This is a genomic window from Paenibacillus sp. J2R1T-4 (assembly GCF_059692235.1).
Map to the genome: position 1 here is coordinate 279,778 of NZ_JCAUBA010000003.1, position 22,991 is coordinate 302,768.

Genomic DNA, 22,991 nt, shown 5'->3' on the forward strand with positions numbered 1-22,991 from the left:
TATTCATACTATCCATTTATTCAGCCATTCCCTTAGTCTGCATCTAGTGGATAAGTGCCTTCCGCATCATGAACCTCTTGTCCCGAACAGGGCGGATTGAAGACGCATAGCATATGCATCTCCGTCTTCCCGCGCAACAAATGCTTCTCATGACCGTTCAGCACATACATCGTTCCCGGCTGAATCGGATAAATACGTCCTTCCGCCAGAACCTCGATCTCGCCTTCCCCTTGTATGCAATAGACGGCTTCTACATGGTTCTTGTACCAGATTTCGGTCTCGGTCCCTGCTTTGATGATGGTGTTGTGAAGGGAGAAGCCTACCCCATCTTTCTTAAGCAGCAGACGCCTGCTGTTCCAAGTTGGTGTATCTACATCGTGTTCGGTTCCAATAATATCCGATAAATGCTTGACGATCATGTACGCATCCTCCTTTTACACTTTTATTACCGCCTACAGCTCTTCCGCCGCATCCCTCATGCTCGCTTGTAGAATATCGAGTCCATGCTGCAGGCCCGATTCCTCAATGATGAGAGGCGGCATAATCTTGGCAACCTCGCTGTCTGTGCCTGATGTTTCCATGATCAGCCCTCTGCCAAAAGCATAGGCGCATATACGCTCGGCCAGTCCGACCCGACTGAAGGCAATGCCCTGCATCAGCCCTCTGCCGCGCACCTTGCCTTGCATGCTGGGAAACTGAGCGACTAGCTGATGCAAACGGCGGTTCAACAGCTCGCCCTTTTTCTTAATGCCGATGGAAAACTCATCAGACTCCCAGTAGCGCAGAGCTTCTGCCGCTGTAATAAAGGCGAGGTTATTCCCTCGGAATGTTCCGTTATGCTCACCCGGCTCCCATATATCCAGCTCAGGTTTCATTAAAGTTAAAGCCATCGGCATACCGTAGCCGCCTATCGACTTGGACAAACAGATGATATCCGGCTTTATGCCCGCTTCCTCGAAGCTGAAAAATGTACCCGTTCGACCGCAGCCCATCTGCACATCATCCACAATAAGCAGAATCTCGTTCGCTTTGCATATGCCCTCCAGACGGCGCAGCCACGCGACACTTGCTTCATTAATCCCGCCTTCACCTTGGATTGTCTCCACAATGACAGCTGCTGGAAGTGACATCCCGCTCCCGCTATCCTGAATGTTGCTCTCGATATAATTGAGTGTATCGATATCGGTACCCAGGTATCCGTCATAAGGCATCGATACGGTATGATGCAGCGGAATTCCCGCTCCTTTACGCTTGAATTTGTTGCCCGTTACAGATAGAGCACCCAGTGTCATGCCGTGAAAAGCATTGGTGAAAGCCATAACCGTCGTTCGGCCTGTAACCTTACGAGCCAGCTTAAGCGCACTCTCTACTGAATTGGCTCCTGTAGGCCCAGGAAACATGACCTTATATGAGAGCCCTCTGGGCTGAAGAACAACTTCCTGGAATCGCTGAAGAAAGTTCCCCTTCGCTTCCGTAGCCATATCCAGACTGTGTGTAATCCCGTCGTCCTGCAAATACTGGATCAGCTTCTGTTTCATTCCCGGGTGGTTATGTCCATAGTTCAGAGCGCCCGCTCCAGCGAAGAAATCAATGTATTCCCGTCCTGCGGCGTCCCATAGCTTATATCCGGAAGCACGGGTGAATACGGTGGGAAACGATCTGCAGTAGCTTCTAACCTCTGATTCCAACGTTTCGAATACTTCCAAGGATGTTGCGTTCTGATCCAATACTTTCATTTGTACGTCCCCCGTTCTTTTAATGGTCCTATCCGAATCAGATTCTCATCTTCGTGAACTCCATTCGGGAATAGAGAGGCGGAGAAGCCTTGAGTTGTAATACTAGGAGCGGCAAGCTTTACCGCTAACTTGTCAAATAAGCGTAATGAAGCTTTGTTACTCGGCGATATCGTAGTTTCGATGAACTGGGCACGTCTGCCGCTCGGGCTGAAAAGCAGATGCTCAAGAAGTCCATCGGCGATCCCTCCCCCTCTGTGTGCAGAAGCAACCGCTATTTGCCATACGAAAAGAGTCTTCGGCTTGCCCGGTGGATAGTACCCTGTGACGAACCCGACCATCTTCCCGTCTACTTCAGCAACGACGCATGTATCTGCAAAATATTCGCAAAGCAAAATGTAGCAGTACGCGGAATTGATATCGAGCTTGCCGCTATCCACCGCCAATTGCCAGATTGCCTTGCCATCATGAATACCCGGCTGGCGATAATGGCATGGGTCTGCTGTTTGATCCTCATGATGCATGGTGTCACCCCTTTTCTACCGCAATGGATGCCTCTGAAGCTCCGCCCATATACCAAGTCTGTCTAAAACGGCTTAGGAAAGTTTGTAATCTGGGGCTTAGCGGATTCTCGAATATTTGCTCTGGTGTTCCTTGCTCCACAAGCGACCCACCATCTGTGAAGATGATGCGATCCGCTATTTCTCTCGCGAAATCCATCTCATGTGTTATCAGCATCATCGCCATATCCCCTGCAGCGGCAAGATCCTTGATAACCGTGAGCACCTCTCCGACTAACTCGGGATCCAAGGCAGAGGTGGCCTCATCGAACAGCATCACCTTAGGACGCATCACAACCGCTCTGGCAATCGCAACCCGCTGCTTTTGACCGCCCGATAGACGAGACGGGTACTCCTTCGTTTTGTCAGACAAGCCTACTTTCTCTAACATCTCAAGCGCTTCTTTCTCTGCTTCCTTACGGCTCATTCCTAATACTTGCCTTGGGGCTTCTGTTACATTGCGCAGGATGTTCATGTGAGGGAACAGATTGAAATGCTGAAACACCATTCCGATCTTGCTGCGTACCATATGCAAATGCTTCTCATTCGCCGGAACGAGCTTCCCGCCCACTTCCCGGTGCCACAATGGCTCCCCATCTACTTCAATCGTGCCGGATGTCGGGCTTTCCAAGGTCATTAACAACCTGGCAAGGGTCGTTTTGCCTGAGCCGCTCGGACCAATAATAGCCACCTTTTCACCGGGATACAGATCCAGATCAATTTCATTCAGAACATGGACCGATCCGAACGACTTACTCACTTTCCGATAGCTTACGACTGGTTTATTCATATGAATGCTCCTTCCCTCCTATTTTGTTTGGAAATGCTTCTCGAGCTTTCCGACCAGTAAGGATGAAGGATAACTAAGCAGAAAGAACAGCACCCCGAGCAGTGTAAAAGCTTCAATATACTTAAATGATCCCGACCCGATCGCTTTGGCTGTTGTCAGCAGCTCTACTAATGTAATAGCCGATAAAATGGGGGTTTCCTTGAACATGGTAATCAAATAGTTGCCCATTACGGGAATAATCGGGGGTAAAGCTTGAGGTAGAATGATCCGAATCCATGTTTGCTTTTTGTTGAAATTAAGCGCGGTCGCAGCCTCCCATTGTCCTTTCGGAACGGCTTCGATGCCTGAGCGATATACTTCCGACATATACGTGCTGTAATGAAGCCCTAATCCGATTACACCCGCTGTAAAAGGGGACAACGTTACTCCATATAGCGGCAGCGCGTAAAACAATATCAATAGTTGGATAAGTAATGGAGTGCTTCGTATAAACTCGATCCAAGCCATTGCGGTGTAGGAGAGCAGCTTAAATCTGGATCTTCTGGCTAAAGCAAGAGGCAAGCCAACTGCAGCAGCTACCGCAAAGCCTGCCAAGGTTGCAGCAATCGTGATCGGCAATACGGCTAATAGCTGAGGAAGAATCTCTAATGCATAATTCCAATCCCACATCTTCTAAACCCTCCCCTTGCTTAATCTGCGTTCTACAAAACGAACGATCAGTGTTAAGGAGTAGGCTAGCACAAAATAGATCACAAGCAGCATTGCAAAAATCTCAGGTGTCTTCGAGCTGTCATACGTGCGCAACACCATACCTTGATACGTTAAATCCATTAATGTTATTAAATAGACCAGCGATGTTCCCTTAAGCAATTCAATTTGTAAATTACCAAAGGCAGGCAGCATTCGGACGATTGCCTGAGGCAGGATCACACGGCGCATTCTGGACCAAGGTGTCATATTCAAAGCGATAGCCGCTTCATACTGGCCGCGCGGTACCGCTAGTATCGAGCTGCGCACCACTTCCGAGCCGTAAGCGCCATAGTTGAGACCAAGCGCCAAAACCGCAGCCATCATCGCCGATATCCGGATATCCAACAGCATAGGCAGAGCGAAATATAACCAGAATAATTGAACCAACAAGGAGGTGCCTCGAAATACCTCCACATAGACTGCACTTGCCAAGCGAACAGCTCGATGCTTCGAGAGCCTGGCGAGACCGGCTAGAAAAGCCATAATCAGCGCCAACCCCAGCCCGAAAAGTGTAATCTGCAATGTAACAAGAGCTCCCCTCAGCAGAGAGGGGGCGAATTGAACTAGCAATTCTCCGAAGCTCATACCGCTCACTCTGCTGTGAGCTGTTCTGCTGTCATATCACCAGGCAGTTCTTGTTCGGTGAACCCGAAGGGCTTCAGAATCTCCAGAAGCTCCCCAGATTTCTTCAGCTTTTCCAGCTCGTTATTGAAGGCTTCTCTGAAAGCCGTATCTTCTTTGCGAAAGGCTGCTGCTCCGTAACCTCTGACGCTTTTCCCGTCAATCTTCGGTTGCTTGAAATCAGCGACCCGTTCCAGTTTGTTGTCCTTAGCGGAATCCAACATCGCCTGCAGCGCAGGCCCTGTCATAGTCACAGCTTGCACGCGCCCTGCTTGCAAGGCGGAGATCGCAGATGGTTGATCGGGCACGGTTACGATCTGGTTCTCGGGCACGCCTACTTTGGTCAAATATTCCTTTTCGATTGCTCCCACCATAACCGCAACTTTGATCTCTTTATTAGCTGCAATATCCTCGTAACTCATTAATTTATTCGGATTTCCCTTCTCAACAGCCAACGCTTCCCCGATACTGTATTCGGGATTAGCGAAGCTTACTTCCTTGCTTCGGGTCGGATTAATAAACATTCCTGCTGTAATAATATCGAACCGTTTGGCTTTCAGTCCTGGAATTAATGAGCCGAATTCCGTCAGAACGCCGTTCATTTCTTTGATCCCCAGGTTTTTCAAGATGACTCTTGCCACCTCTACCGCTTCTCCTGTCAGTTTACCGTCAGGAGTGGCATAGGCGTAAGGATTCTCATTCGCGAATCCAACGTTAACAAAGCCTTGCTTTCGTGCTTTCTCAAGTAGGTTTTCCTGATTGGTTGGCTTTTCACCGTTTGCATTTGTTTGGCCGCTATCACTTCCGGATGCACAGCCCACCAGCAAGACCATCGCCAGCGTGAAACATAGCGCGTACGAAAACAACTTCTTCAATTTGAAAACTCCCTTTTTGTCTTATTTTTTTGGGGCCCCGTATAAGGGTAACATGATCAGCATTGTATCTCACCCCTGAGAATCCCTCCTGAAAGCCTCTCAGCCCCCCTATCCATTGATCCCGTAAAATTAGCAGACATATCCAATTAAATGCTCCCAGTTCCTCTCCGATCCTTCCATATTCTAAAAAATCAGTTTTTTAACGATTTATTAAGAAAAATTGTAATAATACACAAAAAATGATGATAACTACTGTTATCATCACTGTTTTATGACTTTTTTGGTTAATTTAACTGAAATTGAGCAAAAACAAGGTTTACATTTTATGGGTATAAGTTTAGTTTATGTTTAGTACTATCGATTTATCTTAATTATTAAGACAACCCTATTATAATTAATTCTTATTACTCCTTAGCGGAATTCCAATTCTCCCAACCACATAGACCCCTCCATCCTGCCATTCTCGAAAGCACAGTAAACATTGATCCAATTATGTTCTGGCCCTATCCACCAAAATTGGAAAATAGAGTAGAATCATATCGATCGCTACTCATTAGCCTTTATACCCATTCATTTTTATTGGTTGGTCTTTTATTTCATTTCAGGTTGGAGCTTCAAATCGGCGGGTGCCATAAGTTCCTTATGCCCGTTATATTGGTCGTACTGGATGCTGATGGAAGTATTCACATCCCATGATTCATCATCCTCTACTTCCGTTGTGGTAATTTTCAAAGCAACATTAAGTGTTTTCGGCAATGCCGTTTCCTTGTCTAGTACTAGACTCATCTTGAGCTCATGGAAAACAACCTCGCCAGCCAAATCTTTCTCCGTTAAGAACAGTCTAGCCATAGGACCCCACCTTTCGCCAGATCCGCCGATTTGCACTTCAATTCCCTCGTTAGAAGTATTCATTCGGGCATCTGCCGAGGCGGCGAGCATAAGCTCAAGTAGTTTGCTCGGATCATATATCTGCTCTGGGACCAAGTCCGTCAAACTCTTCTTGCTCGCCTCCCATATTTTAAATTTAGAATACATGATACCATCCGTATAATAGAACTGCTCTGGAAATGGCACACCGAATAGGGTTTGCTCATTTTCACCCTTTAATGTAAGCGAAGGTTGCAGAATTACATCGGCTTTGATGGATGAACTGACTCCTATTTGAAAACCGTCGTCTTTGCCTCCAAGCGTGTTTGCTTTTATTTGCAGGGAGAGGCTTTGGAGCTTGCTCGTTTGATCGATGCTTTTTTTCAACCAGTTCTGCGCCTCTTTAGACTGTGCGAGAATGTTTTCCTCCTGTTTGCCGATCCAGACGGTTTGGGTCTGCTCGTTCCAACCTACCTCCTTGCCAAGTGCATCACTGACAAAACGCAACGGAACATAGGTGCTTCCCTCATAAATAAATGGTTTCCCCTCCTCCGGCTTTTTTTCCGTTCCATCCACCATAATCTTGATATTGTTGAAAAACACTTCGATCGTCGTCCCGCCTGCAGCATATACGAACGTGCCGCCCAGTAACACCGATAACACCGCCGCTCCAGACAAAAAACCTTTCCAATACGACTTCATAGCAATCCTCCTTGTAATTATCGTAAGGGAGAGTATTCGTGTCGAAAGTAGGATTATCCTTCTTTAAAATCCAATAAGTCCCACTAAAATAGTGCTTTAGGATTATGCTTGGGATCTATACAGCACAACAGGCTGCCATGTCGGCAGCCTGTTGTGCTGATGCTTAACCTTGCAAACTTCCATATGCCTGAGCGAACGCTGTCGCCTTGCTCCGATCAATCCCGGCCTTCAAGCTCCCTTTGAGCCCATATTCAACTACGGAGCCTTGTGATTTTCTTATTATGATTGATTGAAATTCCAATTCTCCCAACCACATAGACCCCTCCTGGAATCCGATTGGCAATATTCGCGATAATCATAGAACCAGCCACACAGCCAACAAATTGCAACCCTACACTGAGTAACCCTAGATTCTGCAATCCTAACGATTCAGGCATCATCGCGAATATTACGAGCAGCAGAGGATGCACCAAATAAATGCCGAATGAATAACGACTGACCGTTTCCAACACAAAAGGCACACGTCGCATTGTAGAAGCAGTAGCGAATAACAACAGGATCATACTGCATGTGAACAGCAGCATATCCACTCTTTTGGAAGAATGCGCTGTAATCCAGCCTGATGTATGCACGAGCAGCACAAGAGCCCCTGTAACTACGGGCAACGTGTACACCCACCATCGGAATCTCCTCAATTGCTCGCGGAACCAACCTTCATTGCGTCCCAAATAATAAGCGCCGGAGAAATAAACAAGCCAACCCGGGAAGAAGATCCAGTACATTTTATCCCATACATATCGGGCAGCTGCCGTATCTGCAGGACTGGTGAGGTTGAAGAAGGCCAAATAAGCGATGTTAATGATTAGCGACCCTAACATTACGGAACGCGGCGAGAACCGGCTTGCATAAATCTGGTACAAGGAATGTAGAACATAGAATTGAAATATAACCAGAATAAAGTACCCGTGAAAGTCCCCTAGCAGGAGATGGCGCCATAAGTAGTACCAGATCGCCTCAACAATCGGCACACTCTCACTTACGGACATATCGAGCCCCTTCAAAAAGGCATAAAAGGTTCCAAAGAAGAGATAAGGAAGCAGGATATATTTGACTCTCTTCGCCCAGAAGCCCCTCGGACTGCCTTGCGGATAAGCAAACGACAGCACATACTCGGAGATGAACACGAACACCGGCGTTCCGAACGTTAGCAGCAAACCAACCCATTCCACCCATTCGGTTCCATCATCGTAGACTCTATACAAGGCATGCAGAAGGGCAATGCTCAGACATGCGATGCTTCGCAGAACGAACATCTCCGCGTTGATGGGCCGTGTCATGACACAACCGCTCCGTCTTCCTTCATGCGGTAAGCAATCGTTTCTTCTAGTCCATCCTCCAATGTATATTGCGGATTCCATTGCAGCAGCTCTATTGCTCTCCTGTTGTTCAAAAAGCTATTCGTGATATCGCCTGTTCGAGGCTTGTCGTACAAGGGGTTCGTCGTTCGGTGTAATAGTCTGGCCATTACGTCGGCCAGCTCATTCACCGATGTGGGTTGATTGCAGCTTATATTAAGCGTCTCGTTATCTGCTCTTGTCATGGCCTTGACAACAGCACTGGCCACATCGGCTACGTACACAAAGTCCCTTGTCTGCTCTCCGTCGCCATATATAACCGGACGTTCACCCCGCAGCAGTCGATCGAGGAATATCGAGACTACTCCGGCTTCACCCTCTGCGATTTGGCGCGGACCATAGACATTGGCAAACCGTAAGATCGTATACGCAAGCCCGTGCATTTCGCCGAAAAGTCGGATGTACGCCTCCGGAACACTTTTGGATATCCCGTAACACGACAGCGGACCAAGAGGATGATACTCGTCGATGCTTAAGTAGTGAGGTTGGCCATAGACGGCGGCCGAGGATGCATACACCAGCTTGCGCACTTGATGGTTCACACACTGACGAAGCACATTCAATGTTCCTATAATATTCACATCAGCGTCCAGTACTGGATTCCGTTGCGATTGTCTTACATCAATCTGAGCGGCCATATGAATCACCACATCGGGTTTCTCCCGAGCGAACACTTCACCTAGCGCCTCACTGCGAATATCGTTCGTGTATAAGACCGCATGGGCATTAACGTTAGAGGAGCCTGAAGGTCCTGCCAAATGGTCCACGACTATAGTCTCTATTCTTTCCCAGATCAACCGGTCCACTACATGAGACCCTATGAATCCAGCGCCCCCTGTTATTAGTACTTTCATACTGATTTCCCTCGCTTCGTCTGAGACCGTGTTGTCCGTCCTACACGTCTCTTCTATTAGTTTCATAACATACAAGAATCATAGGAAAAGGAGTGAATGGTTATGGCACCTTCGATCCCTAACGGATCCATCACAACGGCAATGCTTGCTAATAGCGCTGTTACCTCCGAGAAGCTCGACCCGGAAACAACCGGCATTGTGAACGTTCGATCATTTGGTGCAAAAGGTAACGGCATTGCGGATGACACGGTAGCGATTCAGAAGACGATTGTCGCTGGTACGGCAGGCAATAAATTAATAGTTTTCCCAGCGGGCACCTACAAAGTGTCCTCAGCCAAAATGCGCAACCCTTCAAGCAGCGATTGGTGGTGTATACGAGTTCCATCTGGAGCTAATCTTTTGTTCGAGCCTGGATCCAAGCTGGTTCTTGCTCCGAATCCTCCCTCCGACACCCGCGTCCTGGTGCTGTCAGGCGCCTCCAACATTTCCATTACCGGTGAACTAGAGATTGATGGAAGCGCCTCAACAGTGAGGGGGAATGTGAATGATCAGCTTCACGGCTTATTCATTTACAGCGCTCAGAATGTAAGTATTGAATCTGCCTACGTCCACGATTGCTACAGCGATAACATATTCGTCGGTGGCTCTGAGGAAGTCCCATCCATTAATATCAAGATCGGGTATGCTCGATGTATGACCGCAGGCCGCAAGAACTTCGTGGTCCACTTTGTTGACCAGCTTCATGTGGGTACAGCAGTGCTCGATAACACACGCGGCGGCGCTCCAAGATTCGCAGGTGAGAATTCGCTTGATCTGGAACCGGATGATTTCAAGGGAACTCGCAGCTTCTATCAGCGATTCGATTATTTAACGACGACTGGTTATGGCAATGATCTATCGGCTGGATTATCCGAGACGATTGCCAGACAATGGACGCTAGATATCGGCACCCTCGACATGCGAGTGGCCGGTACGACCGCGCCTGCACTGCTCTCCTACGGACTAACTCTGAATATTGATCAATTGTCTATTCAATCGTCTGACAGTCAAGCGGCTTATGGCTTGCAGACTTTGTATGCCCAATTCATCAACATCGCCAAAGCCCGCTTCACCAATATTGGCGGACCCGCTATTTATGCGGCTGCAAGCGCTGGCGGCAAACCCAGGCTTAGTATCGGATCGCTTGAACTGTTCGGTGCAGGCTCCAAGCTATCAAGCGGCGTTCGAATCGACGGCGGTGATCTGAATGTAAGCTCCATCGAAGCACAGGATTTGAACGGCAGCACCTTGCATGTCTTCTCCACCGAGAACGATATGAGTGTGAATGTGGACAATATGATCGTCCGCAACAGCGGGGTCAACCAGGCTGTACTAGTATCCTCCTATGGAGCGGCAAAGCCTTATGTTCACCTTGGGAATATCGCTGTATTCGACACTCGCCCTGCCAAAGTCAAGCGGATCACCGAGTTTGAGACACAGGCTGCTATGCTAGGCACATCGCTCGGCACGATTTATAATCCTTACTCCATTCCGGAGTGGTTCTCGACATACGGTAATTTCAAACGCGTTCTTCGACTTGTTGGGGGCACCGTACTTCCCGCAGTGTTTATTGTGGAAGGCTCTCCAGAAGGCATAGTTACAGCTCCAATGGGTAGTATCGCGATGCGCACAGATGGAGGATCACAATCCTCGATGTATGTAAAAGAGAGCGGTACAAGCAACACAGGATGGAAAGCGAAGTAAGGAGCGTCGTCAATGGCGAAGCGCACTTCTCCCGTTCTGAATGCAAGTCTCGATCGTCTCGATGACACGCGCCTGCTCTCCCTCTGTTAAGGAGCTTCCGGAGGGCAGGCAAATTCCATTTGCGAATAATTGATCACTTACGCTGTAGCCCTCGAAGTACGGGAAGTAAGTCGACCTTGTGAACAGCGGTTGCAGATGAAGCGGCTTCCAAACCGGTCTAGCTTCTATATTGTTATGGGTCAGACTGGCTATGATTTGCCCAGCCGAAACCCCTAGCTCTTGTGCATCTATGGTAATCGCGGTTAACCACCTCGTACTGCGGCCGATAGGGGCCTCCGGCATGAAATGTATGCCGGGTATGGCTCCAAGCCTGTCCCAATATGTATCGCAGATGCGGCGTCTTGCTTCTACACGATTGTCTAACAGCTCCAATTGTCCTCGGCCAACTGCAGCCAGCAAGTTGCTCAACCGATAGTTGAATCCCATCTGAGAGTGCTGATAATGAATAGCCGGATCCCTTGCCTGGGAAGCCCAGAACCTTGCCTGCTCAATCGCTTCCAGATCGTCGGAGACAAGCATCCCGCCGCCTGAAGTTGTAATAATCTTGTTCCCATTGAAGGAATATATGCCATAACGTCCCCAGGTTCCGCTGGCTTTACCGTTATAGACAGCTCCCAATGACTCGGCTGCATCCTCAATAAGCACAATACCGTATCGCTCGCAAACTTCAATAATCGGTAGAAGATCAGCGCTCTGTCCGTATAAATTCACGACAATGGCCGCCTTCGCCGGAAACCCCTGATCGCTCATCTCCCGGCAAGCCCGCTCGAATGTAAGAGGACACATATTCCATGTCTCTGGCTCGGAATCTACAAATACGGGAACGGCTCCCGCATACAGAATCGGATTGGCGCTTGCTGCGAATGTCAACGTAGAACAAATGACCCGATCACCAGGGCCTACCCCGGCAAGACGCAGCGCCAGATGAATGGCTGCAGTTCCGGAGCATAGCGCAACTGCGCCTTTGGCGCCGGTGAAGGCCGCCATCTCGCGCTCGAAGGCATCTACGTGCGGACCAAGAGGCGCAATCCAGTTCGAATCGAAGGCTTCGTTCATATATTCCTTTTCCCGACCGCTCATATGTGGAGGGGACAAATAAATTCGCTGTTGCTTGCTCATTTCACTCATGCGCTGCTCCCATTCCTTCCAATTATCGATTTATTTAACAAGGTGAAGGGTTGTGCCTGTGTTACACCGCGGATCCCGATAGATCGGGAAATAAGTGCTGTCCTGCAGCGCATCCGCGTTTCTGGAACGGATTTGGTCGTATAATTCCGTGTCAAATACCCGTTTGCCTAAGTAATAATTGAGCTCGTTATGGACACCGAACCCTTTTTTGAACAAGTACAAGCTGTCATTGCCGCTATATCCTCCGCCCAGATGAAACTGTTGGATGCCAGCCTCCATTCCCCAAAGCGCTGCGCTGTGGATCAGCATCTTGGTCGGCGCCCAGTGCAAGTAATCCCGATTCCAGCCGCTTAAGTGATAATGCATTCTGGGAGATTCATGCATAATGAGACAAGCTGCTATAGTCGTGTCCCCATGCCATACCTCGAATAGCTCAAGCCGCCCTTTTAACAGCCGACAAGTATCCTCTAAGAAGGCCTGGGTGAAATAGTAGAAGGGATCTGCCCGCAAATCTATTAAAGTGCCGTAGTAGAGATGAGCGAATGTATCCATTCGATCGGCTATTTGATCTGTATGGGTGACCGTTAGCGGTGATGAACTCCATTTGCGGAGGTTGGTCTTATGATTGCGGCAGTACCGCCGGATAAGCTCAGCCTCAGACCCGACGGTCAGATCGATATAAGCTGTATTCCGGATGAGCTGCGATTCCACTGCAGAATAATCAGAAGCATTCTCAATCATGGGGTGAAACCGTACGAATTCAGTCAATATATTACGTTCGCGGCAAAAGGCAGAAAAGGCTGCATCAAAGCTGCGGTATAGCTCCTCCCGCTCCGTACCTGTAGGAACATTCGTTATCGGCCCCCCGTACCCGTAGGGTGTGCTGATGTCATACCATTCTCCCTTTAAGCCTAATTCTCGAAGAGCGGGTAGATGTGTAATACACCGGAGCAGGTACGGATACGCAATGATCAGTCCATCCCGCTTGTACACGAACAGCTCTGCTCGCTGCTCCCCTTCGACCTCATACAGCCGGCAATATTCCGCTGAGAAGTAAATATCCTTATCCGTTAATTGGCTTATATAGGCATTCCATTCCACTGTTCTTGAACTGCCTAACACCTCAAAACTATCCATAGTACACCGCCCGGTCCTCCAGCTTTTTATGCATCCGTACACTTTCACTGATCTTGATCAATCGGCTATCACACTCTGATAAACCTGGTTCTGGAGATAACACGAGCAATTTGCGTCTAGGATCAAGATGCGACAGTGCAGCAGTAAGCGAACCGTTCCAATCCCAATCAGCATTCAGTGCCCGAATCCGGAAGTAAGTTGAACCGAGGCGCCCTATCTGTACGGTTCCCCGCAGCAATCTGATCTGGAGCGAGGAGAAGCCGTACGCCGTGTGATGGGCTTCAGCCATTGGATTATCCTCGATCAAATATGGTGCAGTTTTTTCCTTGTCACGGCTATCTTCTTTTAATGGATCCTGATCCCCCTCATACCAATAGGTCCGATCCGACTCCACAAACCCAAGCCTCAAGTACCAGGCATGTGCATGTTCATTCCAGGCAAATACATCGAGATTCAGTGAGCGAATCCCTTCCTTCAGCGCAAGCACCTCTCCTAATGCCACCAAACGTCCGCCTATTCCATGACTGCGATAAGCTGTATCCACATTCAGATTGTTAAGCACCAACTGCTGATCCAGTCTTCTCCACTCGGCAAAGCCAATCATTAAGTCGCCATCGTACGCTCCAATCAGCCAAGTAGCTGAATGGATGCTGCTGCACGAAGCGGCTCGCAAATATTGGGCGTAACCGGAACAAGAAAAGATCGTACGGTCGTACTCTTTCCCGGGCATTGAATCCCTTAACAAGCTGCATGCCCTTTCGATATCGCTATCCCTTTCAATTGGACGAAAATTCACCTTCACGCCGATCCCTCCCTCGCTTGGTGCCTGTGCGCATCCAGCGGAAGATCATGCAGGCTCGGGTTCTCCACGACGTCTTCCTGTCGGATCACTTTGCGCACGGTCTTCCATAGAATGCGGACATCCTGACGGAAGCTGAGCTGCTCTACGTATGCAACATCAAGGGAAAGCCGTTCATTCCACGACAATCGGTTCCGGCCTGATACTTGGGCAAGCCCGGTAACACCAGGCCTCACCGAGAACCGGAGTCTCTCTCTGTCCGAATAATAAGGCTTATATCTCATAAGTAGCGGGCGAGGACCGATCAGACTCATTTCCCCTTTCAGTACATTGATGAATTGGGGCAGTTCATCCAGACTTAGTCTGCGAATGATGCCGCCGAACTTGTTATATCGCCGTTCATCGGGCAGCAATTGCCCGTCTGGACCATATAAGTTGGCCATCGTGCGAAATTTATAAATCTCGAATGGCCGTTCAGAGAGCCCCGGTCTTTGTTGCTTGAACAAGATCGGACTCCCCAGCTTAACCCGGATAAGCAGAGCCACTACAGCCATTAATGGAGCGAACAAGCCTAATAAAATGGCAGCCCCAGCACAATCGAAGCTTCGTTTCAACATACGGTACATGGAACCCCTCCTCTTTCCTTTTCCTTACTCGATCATCTGGAAAAGTCGTCCTCGCATCGACAGAACCTCTGCTGAATCTGCGCTCCAATAATACACATCGCTTCCGACAAGCGGATCATACCCATAACTGTCCTTGCCTGGGATTTGTTCATATGTGAAGTCGTCCGTGTCCATCCCTTTGAACAGCCAGGCCAGGCTAATCAGGTCTGAATCGGTAAAACTCGTGTCCATGATGTCCCTCCTGCCGCTCTTAATGAGTCCAGCCAGATCAGGCAAATGCTCAGGCTTAAGCAGTTGCCTGGCGACAGCCCGAACAATACGGAATTGCTCGATCTGACGGCCAAAATCGCCTCCGGAGACGGAATATCGCTCGCGGGCCAAGAATAAGGCGTGTTGTCCATCCAAATGTTGATCCCCTTGGAGGATTACAATCTCCGGTGTAATCGTAACGTCCTGCTCGATATAGAGGTCAATTCCGCCAATCTTGTCAATGAAGTTACTGACTCCTGCCAAATTCGTCTTGATGTAGTGGTGCACCGGTATGTTCAGGAAATCACTAACTGCCTGAACCAGCGTCTTCGTCCCTTGTTGGTTGCCGCCTTTAGCTTCGCCAACACTATGAGCATGGTTAATCTTCGTGTAACCCACACCTTGGACATAAACCCTCGTGTCTCGCGGCACGGATACGATATTGACCTTACGGCTGTCCGGCATGACGCGTACGACCATTATCGAATCAGCACGGGAGCTTTCGTCGCCCCAAGAATCTGTGCCGATCAGGACCACGTTGAAAGCATTGGTGTCGTCGTTCGTTGTGGGGCTTGGGCTGATGCTAGTACCTGGTATGGACACAGGCATTGGGTCAGAAGCATCCTCATCAACTGGAACTGGCTGCGGCAACGCCAACACATGTGGAACAGCAGAGCGGAAATGCCATTGCGGACTTAATCCATACAGCCCGATCCCGATCCCGATTGCCGTGAGTAGGACGAACAGCCCGAATACTTTAAACTTCCATCGATTTCTCATCTGGAGCGCCCCTTTGACAGCTTCGGAATGGATCATGTGCCTGCATGCAATCCAACCTTCACAAGCTCACGGTCGCGTTCACGCTCCACATCGGGCTGCTGCTCTTCTTGTACCCCCAGATAACTGGGGACGATTTGCTTTAACAGCTTTTTCACTTGATAGCTTCCCGCAGATTGCTCATAATTTTTGGTCAAATTCTCCAATATTCCAAGAACCATCTGGAGCTCTGCACGAGGAATGCTTGTCGGTCGACTTACCATAATCCGGTCATTGGTCGTAACCATCAGCCCTTCCTCTTCGGTCAACAGCTCTTCATAGAGCTTCTCCCCCGGCCGAATACCAGTCACCACAATTGGAATATCCTTGTCCGGCTCAAGTCCCGATAACCGAATTAAATCCCGTGCCAGATCATAGATCCGTACCGGCTTACCCATATCCAACACGAACACTTCTCCTCCTTGCACCAATACACTGGCTTGGATGACGAGTTGAACGGCTTCCGGAATTGTCATAAAATAACGGACCATCTCCATATGCGTGACGGTAACGGGGCCTCCGGCTTCAATCTGTCGCTGAAATAGTGGAATCACACTGCCGCGGCTGCCAAGCACATTGCCAAAACGCACAGCTGCGAAAGCTGTCTTGCTGGAAACATTCAAATCGTGAACAATCATTTCTGCAATGCGCTTGGTTGTGCCCATAATGCTAGTGGGATTAACCGCTTTATCTGAGGAAATCAGGATAAAACGCTTGATGCCGAATTTGTCACTTGCAACAGCTACGTTCCGCGTCCCGATCACATTGTTCTTGATCGCTTCGACCGGATTCATCTCCATAAGCGGGACGTGCTTGTGTGCAGCTGCATGATAGACAAGCGTAGGCCGGTAGCTGTGAAATACGCTCTCAATCCGCAACGAATCTTGAATATCGGCGATGATCGGATGGATCGCTTGGTTCGGGTATAACCGCCGCAGTTCGTTTTCAATCTGATAAATACTGTTCTCCCCATGACCGACAAGCAGGATTTCCTTAGGCTTGAAAGCAGCGACCTGGCGGCATAGCTCCGAACCGATCGACCCGCCAGCCCCAGTAATGAGGACCGTTTCATTTTCCAGACTTTCGCGTATCTCCAAGCAATTAATCTGCACCGGTGCCCGACCCAGAAGGTCATTAACCGATACCTCACGGATCATATTGACCGACATCTTGCCATTCAGAATATCCGACATACTGGGCAGCAGCTTAATCTGCGCCTTTGTCGTTTTGCAGATCTCAAGGATGTCTGTTACCGCATTGCGAGAAGCTGCTGGCAGAGCAATGACTATGTAATCAATATTCAGCCGCTTAACGGCCTCAGGGATCTGATTCCGCATGCCTACGATGGGCAAGCCCATAATTTCCAGATTCTGCTTCGCGGGATCATCATCTACAAAAGCAATTGGCGTCATGAACTTGAATCTGGAATGTTGGATCTCCTTGGCGACCAGAATTCCTGCCTTTCCTGCTCCGACAATAAGCAGGTTTGCCCCAGAGGCGAGCGGTTCCTTCACTTTGATGAATTTGTCACCTTGCAGACGACTGATCATGCGTGAGCCTGCAACACCCAAGAACACATATCCAGCAGCCGAGTATACCGATAAGGGTAGCCGATACGAGGGAATGAATAGATGGACAGATAGATTCACGGCGAGCACACCGGCGAACGTCAAGGCACTAACCTTTAGTAGCAGTACCATCTCCTCGAGTCCCGTATAGCGCCATATACTGTGATACACTCGGAAACCGAAGAAGCAGACAATATGCACAGTCACATGAATCAAGATGGCATATGGAAGCATGCGCAAGTACAACGCGGGTATATCGAAATCAAATCGAAGCGAAAATACGAACCAAAGCGAAGCTCCGACAATGGCTGCATCCAACAAAGCCAACCGCAATAAACGCGTCTTAATGACCATTTCTTTCACCCTTATCGACCGAATGAATTCCTTTGTAGCATGAGCCAAGTTATTAGCAATCTTAGAAAAACAGGACAGTAGTCCAATAGCGAAATGGAAGCTCTCGTTAACGCTCAGTCGGTTGTACTGCAACCGGCAGCGCGTTGTCTGCGGCGACCTCTTCTACAGCATGCTTCCGCAGGGCATCCATGTAGATGGCCTCCATCTCGTTCATCACGGATGGCAAGCTATAGTCGATCAATCTGGCTCGACCTGCTGCGCCCATCCGAGCAGAAATCACGGGCTGATTGCGCAGGCGAATCAGCGCATTAGCCGTCGCGATCTTATCCCCGACGGGTACCAGAATGCCGGATACGCCCTCAGCCACCAGATCGCGAATCCCGCGAATGTGGGTGCCCAGTACGGGCTTGCCGGCAGCCATCGCCTCCATGATCGCGCGCGGCAGCCCTTCGCGATAGGACAAAAGCGCGACCGCGTCGCAGGCTTGCAGCAAATCGGGTATGTCTCGTCTGTATCCGAGCATATGTACTCGATCCTGCACGCCTAGCCGCTCGGCCAGCTCTCGCAGCGCCGGTCCAAGATGCCCCGTCCCGGCTAGCACCAGATGGATGTTGCTCGCCTGATCGCCAGCTTCGCCCAATGCTTCAATGAGCTGCTTCTGATTCTTGTTGGCATTCAGTTCCGCAACGCACAACACGATATACGCATCACGTGCTTGATCCTGTACATGAGGCCAACCTAGCTTCCGTCTCGCATCCCGCTTCGTATCGGGATTGTCCTCGATATTACCGCCGTAGGCTTCAAGATCGATGCCGACGCCAGGCACATAGACCACTTTGCCTTGTACCGGAAAACTCAGCGCCCGCTCCCAATCCTCGCCATTCATGGTGATCAGAATATTCGTCCAGCGGGCCATAATCCTTTCGAGCGGATAATAGAGTAGCCAGTTCAGCAGCGGCGCTCCCTTGTGGAAGTGAAATCCATGGGCCGTATAGATCGTGCAAGGAACACCTGCCCTGCTTGCCGCTATTCGGCCTAATAATGCAGCAACCGGTGTATGGACATGAACAAGCTGAAACTTCTCTCGGCGGAAACTGTCGGTTAGCATCGCCAAAGCCTTCAGGTTATCCCTGCGAAACGGGCTGCGGCAAATCGGAACGTCGTGGCAGATCACCCCTATCTCTTCGAGCTGCTTGCGTTCTTCTCCAGGCTGAGCGTAAGCATGGACTTCGCAGCCCTTCTCTTGCAGAAGCTTCATGTAAGGGATGTGGAATCCAGTGAAATGCCCATAGATCGAAGCTACCCAAGCTGCTTTTAACGGAACGTTATGGCTGCTGCCCTGCATCAAGATTGTCCCTCCTCTCTATCGTTGAACCGGAATAGTCTTGCCTAGCTTGTTGCTGTGCGGTTAGTCGGATACAAGCAGCATTCAGCGCCATCATGAACCACCAATACCGTTGGTAAAGCGCCTCAATGCCCATAGACAACCCGATCATCGCAGCATGAGACAGGAGGAAAGCCAATATGACAGGTCGGTGTACTGGATCGGCTGCTTGATAGGAGCGAATACCCACGTAGAAAAACCAGACCATGAAACCGCCGTAAACCAAGAGACCGATTAAGCCGAATTCCGTCATAAACCACATGGGCGTGTTATGGATGATGATGCCAAGATTGAGATTGTACGTGCCTAGACCGATACCAAAGAGCGGGCTTTGCGCGATCCATTCCAACGCTTTGGTGATAATATCAAGCCGTGATTGGATCTGGGATGGACGGCTGGCCATGGAGCTGAAAATATCCAAGTAAGCAGTGCCTTTGTACAACAGCAAGACAGTAAAGGCGGCTGAGAATCCGATCCCGATCTTGAACAACCGGGTTGGCTTGGTAATGGAGAGGGTCATGAGAATCAGGAACAAACCAATCCATGAAGATCTGGAGAAGGTCATCATAATTCCACCAGACAATGTCAATGTTGCCAGCACACTCATCCATCTGCTCAGCAGCGGTCTTGAACCCCCGCTAGTCATGATGTGGACTGCGAATGCCGTAACTAGCAACCCCCCGTATGCATTCGGATCGATTAACATGCCGGACAAGCGACCGTCCTGCACCATGAATGGAACGGCCACACCGCTGAAGAAGGCGAACAGCGCAGTAGCATTCATCCAGAGGACACTGAGCAGGAACACTCGCAGTAACCGGTACAGACGATCCCAGCTATCGGCGGCTTGGGTCAGCATGATGTAGGTCAGCAGCAGCAGGATGAATCCGAAGTCTTTTTGCAGCAAGGCATACTTGGAGATGAACCCGTTCTGCCACATGGCTACGAACGAAGCCAAGATGAAGATAAGCAGCATGCCCCAGTGCCAGGAGCTGAACATGCGCCGGTCGATCTTAAGCTGCTTGCCAGCCGCCGACAGTCCGATCAGCAGGAACAGATCTGATGGTGCGAAGCGAAAGGCTCCGCCGAAGTCGAATTGTGCGGGCAGACATAGAACGTAACCAGCAACTGCGGTTTGGAACAGCCAGCCCGTTGTGAATCTGGTCCGTTTTGTAGCATCGAAGCGTGCAGAATGCCATACTGCGGACAAAGACATGATTTCCCCCACCCTGGGAAAGCTGTGCAAGCATTACGCAGCTGCTGCTTCCCGCTGAACTCGTTTTCTTTCCTTGTTGATTATGTAAGACAGCAGCAATACGCTTCCCCCTGTCTGAACAAGAAGGGCGATAATGGATCCCGCGGCCGCGCCAACCATTCCAAGCTTTGGCACGAGCAGAAGACAGGCTAATCCATTGCAACCCGATGCGCAGAGAAACAGCGGAATTTGCAGTATGAAGCGGCGAGTTGCCGTAATTCCGTACCATAGAAATGATGAAGTAAATACAAAGAAGGTGGAGGCTAACAGCCAGAGAAACAGCTTGATGTCTGAAGCTAGCTCACTGCTGTATAGCAGCGTGAGAAGCTGTGATCCGAATAACCAGCCCGTCGCCATAGCGAGTACACTGAGCACGGTGCCGAGCTTCAACATGCGGACTAACACCCTGACAAACTCCGTGTACTGCCCCTCTGTAAACCATCGAACCAGTCGAGGGGTATACGCTTCGCCAAGCGCAGTCACTACTACATTGCAAGCAACGATCATATATGCGAGCGAGGCATATATCCCCAGATCATGCTGCCCTCTGAAGTAGGCAATGGCGTACTGCGGGATGTTCGCATTCAAAGACATAAGCGCAAGCACAATTCCAAGCGGAGCGCTCATATGAAGAAGCGGTAACAAGAGCTTGCGAGCAAATAGGGGTCGTATGACCTCCATCTTGCGAGCACGGCGGTAGTCGTATCCGATCGTAATGCCTAACCATCCGATAATCATGGTGAGTAAAGCAAAAGAGAGGCTGTGTGTTGGTATATATACCAGAACGAAGCTGAACGTGGAGAACATGCCTTTCGCGATTCTGGAGAGGGAGATGGAATCTAGCTTTTCGTACTTCTGACATACCCCTAGGAGCATATCGCTTATAGATTCAATGAACCTGAACATACTGACAAGCACGATAACTAGACTGGTATTGCGGTCGAATCCACTGAAGCAAGCTATACCAATCGTAATTGTAAAAGCAACGGCAGTCGTGATGAGGCGAAGTCCGATGAAGGCTCCAAATTTATGTGCTCCAGCTGGTTGTACAATCCATACAGAGCGCAGATGCAGATGAGATAACATGAAGATTGGCGCCGTAATGGCAAGCCCGAGTGCGTATTGTCCGATATGCTCCGTGGAACCGAATTTATTAAGCAAGCTGACGATGACGAATTGCGCCCCCGCATATACGATGTTCCCAAGTAAATACCGGATTGCTAAAAGGGTCATCTATTCTTCCCTGCGGATGAAGCCCAAGTTGCGAAGTCTTCCCCTTTGATCGCGTAGCTTATCCTGCTGCTTCGACCTTTCCGATTCAGCACAGCTCCAAGGAGATGCGCTCCTTGCTTTTCCAGCAGCTGCTTGGCTGTGTTGGTGTGCTTCTGCAGCACTTTGCCGGATTGGACTACGAGCAAGACGCCCTCCGTCAAGCTCGATAAGGTCAATGCATCGGAAGCTGGCATCAACACAGAAGAGGAGTCGATGATCAAGGTGTCCCACTTGTCATGCAGTTCGGCTAGCAAGTGTATCATCCCGTTGGATCCGAGCAACTCCGCCGGATTCGGAGATACGGGTCCTGACGGAAGCACATCGAGTCCCGGCGAATCCCTAATGGCATACACACAATCCTTCAGCTGGGCCTGATCCACTAGAATGCTCGTTAAGCCAATTATGTTAGGGAGCTCAAAGGCTTCGTGGACTGCCGGCGTACGGAGATCTCCGTCTACAAGGAGTACGGTTCTTCCCGTTTCTGCCATGGCGACAGCCAGATTGACCGCAACCGTCGACTTCCCTTCGCCGGGGAGTGAGCTTGTAACCAAGATAGAGCGAATCTCACCGCCTACCCGGGTATAGCGAATATTAGTGCGAATGGCGCGGAACAGCTCCGCATTAGCTGATTTCGGTTCGACCAGGCAATACAATCGAGGTATCTTCTTTCTCATATCCGCTCTCTCCCTCTGTTGGTTTGCTGCGTTTGTGCAGCTTCCTCCTCTTGCGGGTCTTCAACCTCCCAACGGTTCCTAGCAATGGAAGCTGCAAGTCGAGCTCGATGTCTTTTACACTTCGGATCGTTTTGTCTGTCATCTCACGTAAGATTGATATCCCGATCCCCGCTACTAGCGCAAGACCGAATGCGACCACCATGTTGAAGAACGGCTTTGGTGTAACCGGAATAGGACTGGACGGCACTTTGGCTTGATCGAGGAACAAGATGTTCTCCACACCCATGATCGACCTGATGTTCTCGTTGAACGCCTCCGCAAAACCATTCGCTATATCGGTGGCCCTCTTCGGATCTGAGTCCGTAGCGATTACGGTGGTCAGCAGCGACTCACTGCTCGTTCTTGTCTTGATCTTGGCAAGCAGCTTCTCAGGAGTGATGTCCAGCTGGAGACGTTTCACGACCTCTTCCGCGATCCGATTGCTTCGAATAATTTCTCCGTAAGTCGTAACTAACTTTTGTCCGGCGACAATGTCATTTACGGCCTGCTGCTGTTTGTCTCCCTGAATTAACAAAGAGGCAGTCGCTTCATATTCCGGCTTCAGCACATAGTTGCTGATATACCAGGCAAAAGCGAGCGCAGCAATCGACAAAGCAGTGATAAATAACGCCCGGCGCCTCACTAGTTTCAAAATGCCGCCCAATTCAAATTCCATCCGCAATTTCTCCTTCGTTCGACTTGTTTCTGAAGCTCTTTAAA

At 49.7% G+C, this 22,991-nt stretch carries 22 protein-coding genes; 1 reads left to right on the top strand and 21 read right to left on the bottom strand.

Annotated features, from left to right (window positions below; all coding sequences use genetic code 11):
* Positions 1–32 precede the first annotated feature (32 nt).
* The 10 genes from AC58QD_RS08055 to AC58QD_RS08100 all read right to left on the bottom strand — a co-directional run bounded on the left by AC58QD_RS08055 (position 33) and on the right by AC58QD_RS08100 (position 9,167).
* The gene (locus AC58QD_RS08055) at positions 33–419 is read right to left on the bottom strand and encodes an ectoine synthase (RefSeq protein ID WP_497331851.1); all 387 of its coding nucleotides are present in this window, start codon (positions 417–419) and stop codon (positions 33–35) included.
* Positions 420–452: 33 nt separating this feature from the next.
* A complete protein-coding gene (gene ectB, locus AC58QD_RS08060) occupies positions 453–1,736 on the bottom strand; it encodes a diaminobutyrate--2-oxoglutarate transaminase (RefSeq protein WP_497331853.1) in 1,284 nt (427 codons plus the stop codon).
* Entirely contained in the window at positions 1,733–2,257 is a 525-nt protein-coding gene (gene ectA, locus AC58QD_RS08065; RefSeq protein ID WP_497331855.1) for a diaminobutyrate acetyltransferase, read from the bottom strand. Before ectA ends, ectB begins: the two co-directional genes overlap by 4 nt.
* A gap of 4 nt (positions 2,258–2,261) precedes the next feature.
* Positions 2,262–3,083, bottom strand: a complete 822-nt coding sequence (gene ehuA, locus AC58QD_RS08070; RefSeq protein ID WP_497331857.1) for an ectoine/hydroxyectoine ABC transporter ATP-binding protein EhuA — start codon at positions 3,081–3,083, stop codon at positions 2,262–2,264.
* A gap of 18 nt (positions 3,084–3,101) precedes the next feature.
* Positions 3,102–3,752 (bottom strand): ectoine/hydroxyectoine ABC transporter permease subunit EhuD, encoded by a 651-nt coding sequence (gene ehuD / locus AC58QD_RS08075; RefSeq protein WP_497331859.1) that lies wholly within the window; start codon positions 3,750–3,752, stop codon positions 3,102–3,104.
* Between the two features lie 3 nt (positions 3,753–3,755).
* Entirely contained in the window at positions 3,756–4,418 is a 663-nt protein-coding gene (gene ehuC, locus AC58QD_RS08080) for an ectoine/hydroxyectoine ABC transporter permease subunit EhuC (RefSeq protein WP_497331861.1), read from the bottom strand.
* A 5-nt stretch (positions 4,419–4,423) separates the two neighbouring features.
* On the bottom strand, positions 4,424–5,329 hold the full coding sequence (gene ehuB, locus AC58QD_RS08085) for an ectoine/hydroxyectoine ABC transporter substrate-binding protein EhuB (RefSeq protein WP_497331863.1): 906 nt from the start codon (positions 5,327–5,329) through the stop codon (positions 4,424–4,426).
* A gap of 591 nt (positions 5,330–5,920) precedes the next feature.
* Positions 5,921–6,898 (bottom strand): DUF6612 family protein, encoded by a 978-nt coding sequence (locus AC58QD_RS08090; RefSeq protein WP_497331865.1) that lies wholly within the window; start codon positions 6,896–6,898, stop codon positions 5,921–5,923.
* Positions 6,899–7,149: 251 nt separating this feature from the next.
* Positions 7,150–8,235: an acyltransferase family protein gene (locus tag AC58QD_RS08095; RefSeq protein WP_497331867.1), complete on the bottom strand. Its 1,086-nt coding sequence runs from the start codon at positions 8,233–8,235 to the stop codon at positions 7,150–7,152.
* The gene (locus AC58QD_RS08100) at positions 8,232–9,167 is read right to left on the bottom strand and encodes an NAD-dependent epimerase/dehydratase family protein (protein ID WP_497331869.1); all 936 of its coding nucleotides are present in this window, start codon (positions 9,165–9,167) and stop codon (positions 8,232–8,234) included. Before AC58QD_RS08100 ends, AC58QD_RS08095 begins: the two co-directional genes overlap by 4 nt.
* 102 nt (positions 9,168–9,269) lie before the next feature.
* Here AC58QD_RS08100 and AC58QD_RS08105 point away from each other — a divergent pair, with 102 nt between their 5' ends.
* Complete coding sequence (locus AC58QD_RS08105) at positions 9,270–10,910, top strand: glycosyl hydrolase family 28-related protein (protein ID WP_497331871.1); 1,641 nt, start codon at positions 9,270–9,272, stop codon at positions 10,908–10,910.
* Positions 10,911–10,919: 9 nt separating this feature from the next.
* On the opposite strand, the gene AC58QD_RS08110 is transcribed toward AC58QD_RS08105, so the two are convergent.
* From AC58QD_RS08110 to AC58QD_RS08160, 11 genes are all read right to left on the bottom strand, one after another.
* The gene (locus AC58QD_RS08110) at positions 10,920–12,089 is read right to left on the bottom strand and encodes a DegT/DnrJ/EryC1/StrS family aminotransferase (protein WP_497332172.1); all 1,170 of its coding nucleotides are present in this window, start codon (positions 12,087–12,089) and stop codon (positions 10,920–10,922) included.
* A 39-nt stretch (positions 12,090–12,128) separates the two neighbouring features.
* On the bottom strand, positions 12,129–13,235 hold the full coding sequence (locus tag AC58QD_RS08115; RefSeq protein ID WP_497331873.1) for a GNAT family N-acetyltransferase: 1,107 nt from the start codon (positions 13,233–13,235) through the stop codon (positions 12,129–12,131).
* Positions 13,228–14,037, bottom strand: coding sequence for a GNAT family N-acetyltransferase (locus AC58QD_RS08120; protein ID WP_497331875.1), 810 nt, complete (start codon positions 14,035–14,037; stop codon positions 13,228–13,230). Before AC58QD_RS08120 ends, AC58QD_RS08115 begins: the two co-directional genes overlap by 8 nt.
* Positions 14,034–14,660 (bottom strand): sugar transferase, encoded by a 627-nt coding sequence (locus AC58QD_RS08125; protein ID WP_497331877.1) that lies wholly within the window; start codon positions 14,658–14,660, stop codon positions 14,034–14,036. The genes AC58QD_RS08120 and AC58QD_RS08125 overlap by 4 nt, the downstream gene beginning before the upstream one ends.
* A gap of 24 nt (positions 14,661–14,684) precedes the next feature.
* A complete protein-coding gene (locus AC58QD_RS08130; RefSeq protein ID WP_497331879.1) occupies positions 14,685–15,689 on the bottom strand; it encodes an LCP family protein in 1,005 nt (334 codons plus the stop codon).
* 32 nt (positions 15,690–15,721) lie between these two features.
* Positions 15,722–17,647: a polysaccharide biosynthesis protein gene (locus tag AC58QD_RS08135; RefSeq protein WP_497331881.1), complete on the bottom strand. Its 1,926-nt coding sequence runs from the start codon at positions 17,645–17,647 to the stop codon at positions 15,722–15,724.
* Positions 17,648–17,753: 106 nt separating this feature from the next.
* Positions 17,754–18,992, bottom strand: a complete 1,239-nt coding sequence (locus AC58QD_RS08140; protein WP_497332174.1) for a glycosyltransferase family 4 protein — start codon at positions 18,990–18,992, stop codon at positions 17,754–17,756.
* The gene (locus AC58QD_RS08145; RefSeq protein WP_497331883.1) at positions 18,973–20,247 is read right to left on the bottom strand and encodes an O-antigen ligase family protein; all 1,275 of its coding nucleotides are present in this window, start codon (positions 20,245–20,247) and stop codon (positions 18,973–18,975) included. The genes AC58QD_RS08140 and AC58QD_RS08145 overlap by 20 nt, the downstream gene beginning before the upstream one ends.
* 33 nt (positions 20,248–20,280) lie before the next feature.
* On the bottom strand, positions 20,281–21,519 hold the full coding sequence (locus tag AC58QD_RS08150; RefSeq protein ID WP_497331885.1) for an oligosaccharide flippase family protein: 1,239 nt from the start codon (positions 21,517–21,519) through the stop codon (positions 20,281–20,283).
* On the bottom strand, positions 21,516–22,232 hold the full coding sequence (locus tag AC58QD_RS08155) for a CpsD/CapB family tyrosine-protein kinase (RefSeq protein ID WP_497331887.1): 717 nt from the start codon (positions 22,230–22,232) through the stop codon (positions 21,516–21,518). The genes AC58QD_RS08150 and AC58QD_RS08155 overlap by 4 nt, the downstream gene beginning before the upstream one ends.
* Positions 22,180–22,947 (bottom strand): YveK family protein, encoded by a 768-nt coding sequence (locus AC58QD_RS08160; RefSeq protein ID WP_497331889.1) that lies wholly within the window; start codon positions 22,945–22,947, stop codon positions 22,180–22,182. The genes AC58QD_RS08155 and AC58QD_RS08160 overlap by 53 nt, the downstream gene beginning before the upstream one ends.
* Between the last annotated feature and the right edge of the window lie 44 nt (positions 22,948–22,991).

Bases quoted from the DNA above. Each gene is read 5' to 3' on its own strand.
- AC58QD_RS08055 (WP_497331851.1), bottom strand. From the start codon at position 419: ATGATCGTCAAGCATTTATCGGATATTATTGGAACCGAACACGATGTA.
- ectB (WP_497331853.1), bottom strand. From the start codon at position 1,736: ATGAAAGTATTGGATCAGAACGCAACATCCTTGGAAGTATTCGAAACG.
- ectA (WP_497331855.1), bottom strand. From the start codon at position 2,257: ATGCATCATGAGGATCAAACAGCAGACCCATGCCATTATCGCCAGCCG.
- ehuA (WP_497331857.1), bottom strand. From the start codon at position 3,083: ATGAATAAACCAGTCGTAAGCTATCGGAAAGTGAGTAAGTCGTTCGGA.
- ehuD (WP_497331859.1), bottom strand. From the start codon at position 3,752: ATGTGGGATTGGAATTATGCATTAGAGATTCTTCCTCAGCTATTAGCC.
- ehuC (WP_497331861.1), bottom strand. From the start codon at position 4,418: ATGAGCTTCGGAGAATTGCTAGTTCAATTCGCCCCCTCTCTGCTGAGG.
- AC58QD_RS08090 (WP_497331865.1), bottom strand. From the start codon at position 6,898: ATGAAGTCGTATTGGAAAGGTTTTTTGTCTGGAGCGGCGGTGTTATCG.
- AC58QD_RS08095 (WP_497331867.1), bottom strand. From the start codon at position 8,235: ATGACACGGCCCATCAACGCGGAGATGTTCGTTCTGCGAAGCATCGCA.
- AC58QD_RS08100 (WP_497331869.1), bottom strand. From the start codon at position 9,167: ATGAAAGTACTAATAACAGGGGGCGCTGGATTCATAGGGTCTCATGTA.
- AC58QD_RS08105 (WP_497331871.1), top strand. From the start codon at position 9,270: ATGGCACCTTCGATCCCTAACGGATCCATCACAACGGCAATGCTTGCT.
- AC58QD_RS08110 (WP_497332172.1), bottom strand. From the start codon at position 12,089: ATGAGCAAGCAACAGCGAATTTATTTGTCCCCTCCACATATGAGCGGT.
- AC58QD_RS08115 (WP_497331873.1), bottom strand. From the start codon at position 13,235: ATGGATAGTTTTGAGGTGTTAGGCAGTTCAAGAACAGTGGAATGGAAT.
- AC58QD_RS08125 (WP_497331877.1), bottom strand. From the start codon at position 14,660: ATGTACCGTATGTTGAAACGAAGCTTCGATTGTGCTGGGGCTGCCATT.
- AC58QD_RS08130 (WP_497331879.1), bottom strand. From the start codon at position 15,689: ATGAGAAATCGATGGAAGTTTAAAGTATTCGGGCTGTTCGTCCTACTC.
- AC58QD_RS08135 (WP_497331881.1), bottom strand. From the start codon at position 17,647: ATGGTCATTAAGACGCGTTTATTGCGGTTGGCTTTGTTGGATGCAGCC.
- AC58QD_RS08140 (WP_497332174.1), bottom strand. From the start codon at position 18,992: ATGCAGGGCAGCAGCCATAACGTTCCGTTAAAAGCAGCTTGGGTAGCT.
- AC58QD_RS08145 (WP_497331883.1), bottom strand. From the start codon at position 20,247: ATGTCTTTGTCCGCAGTATGGCATTCTGCACGCTTCGATGCTACAAAA.
- AC58QD_RS08150 (WP_497331885.1), bottom strand. From the start codon at position 21,519: ATGACCCTTTTAGCAATCCGGTATTTACTTGGGAACATCGTATATGCG.
- AC58QD_RS08155 (WP_497331887.1), bottom strand. From the start codon at position 22,232: ATGAGAAAGAAGATACCTCGATTGTATTGCCTGGTCGAACCGAAATCA.
- AC58QD_RS08160 (WP_497331889.1), bottom strand. From the start codon at position 22,947: ATGGAATTTGAATTGGGCGGCATTTTGAAACTAGTGAGGCGCCGGGCG.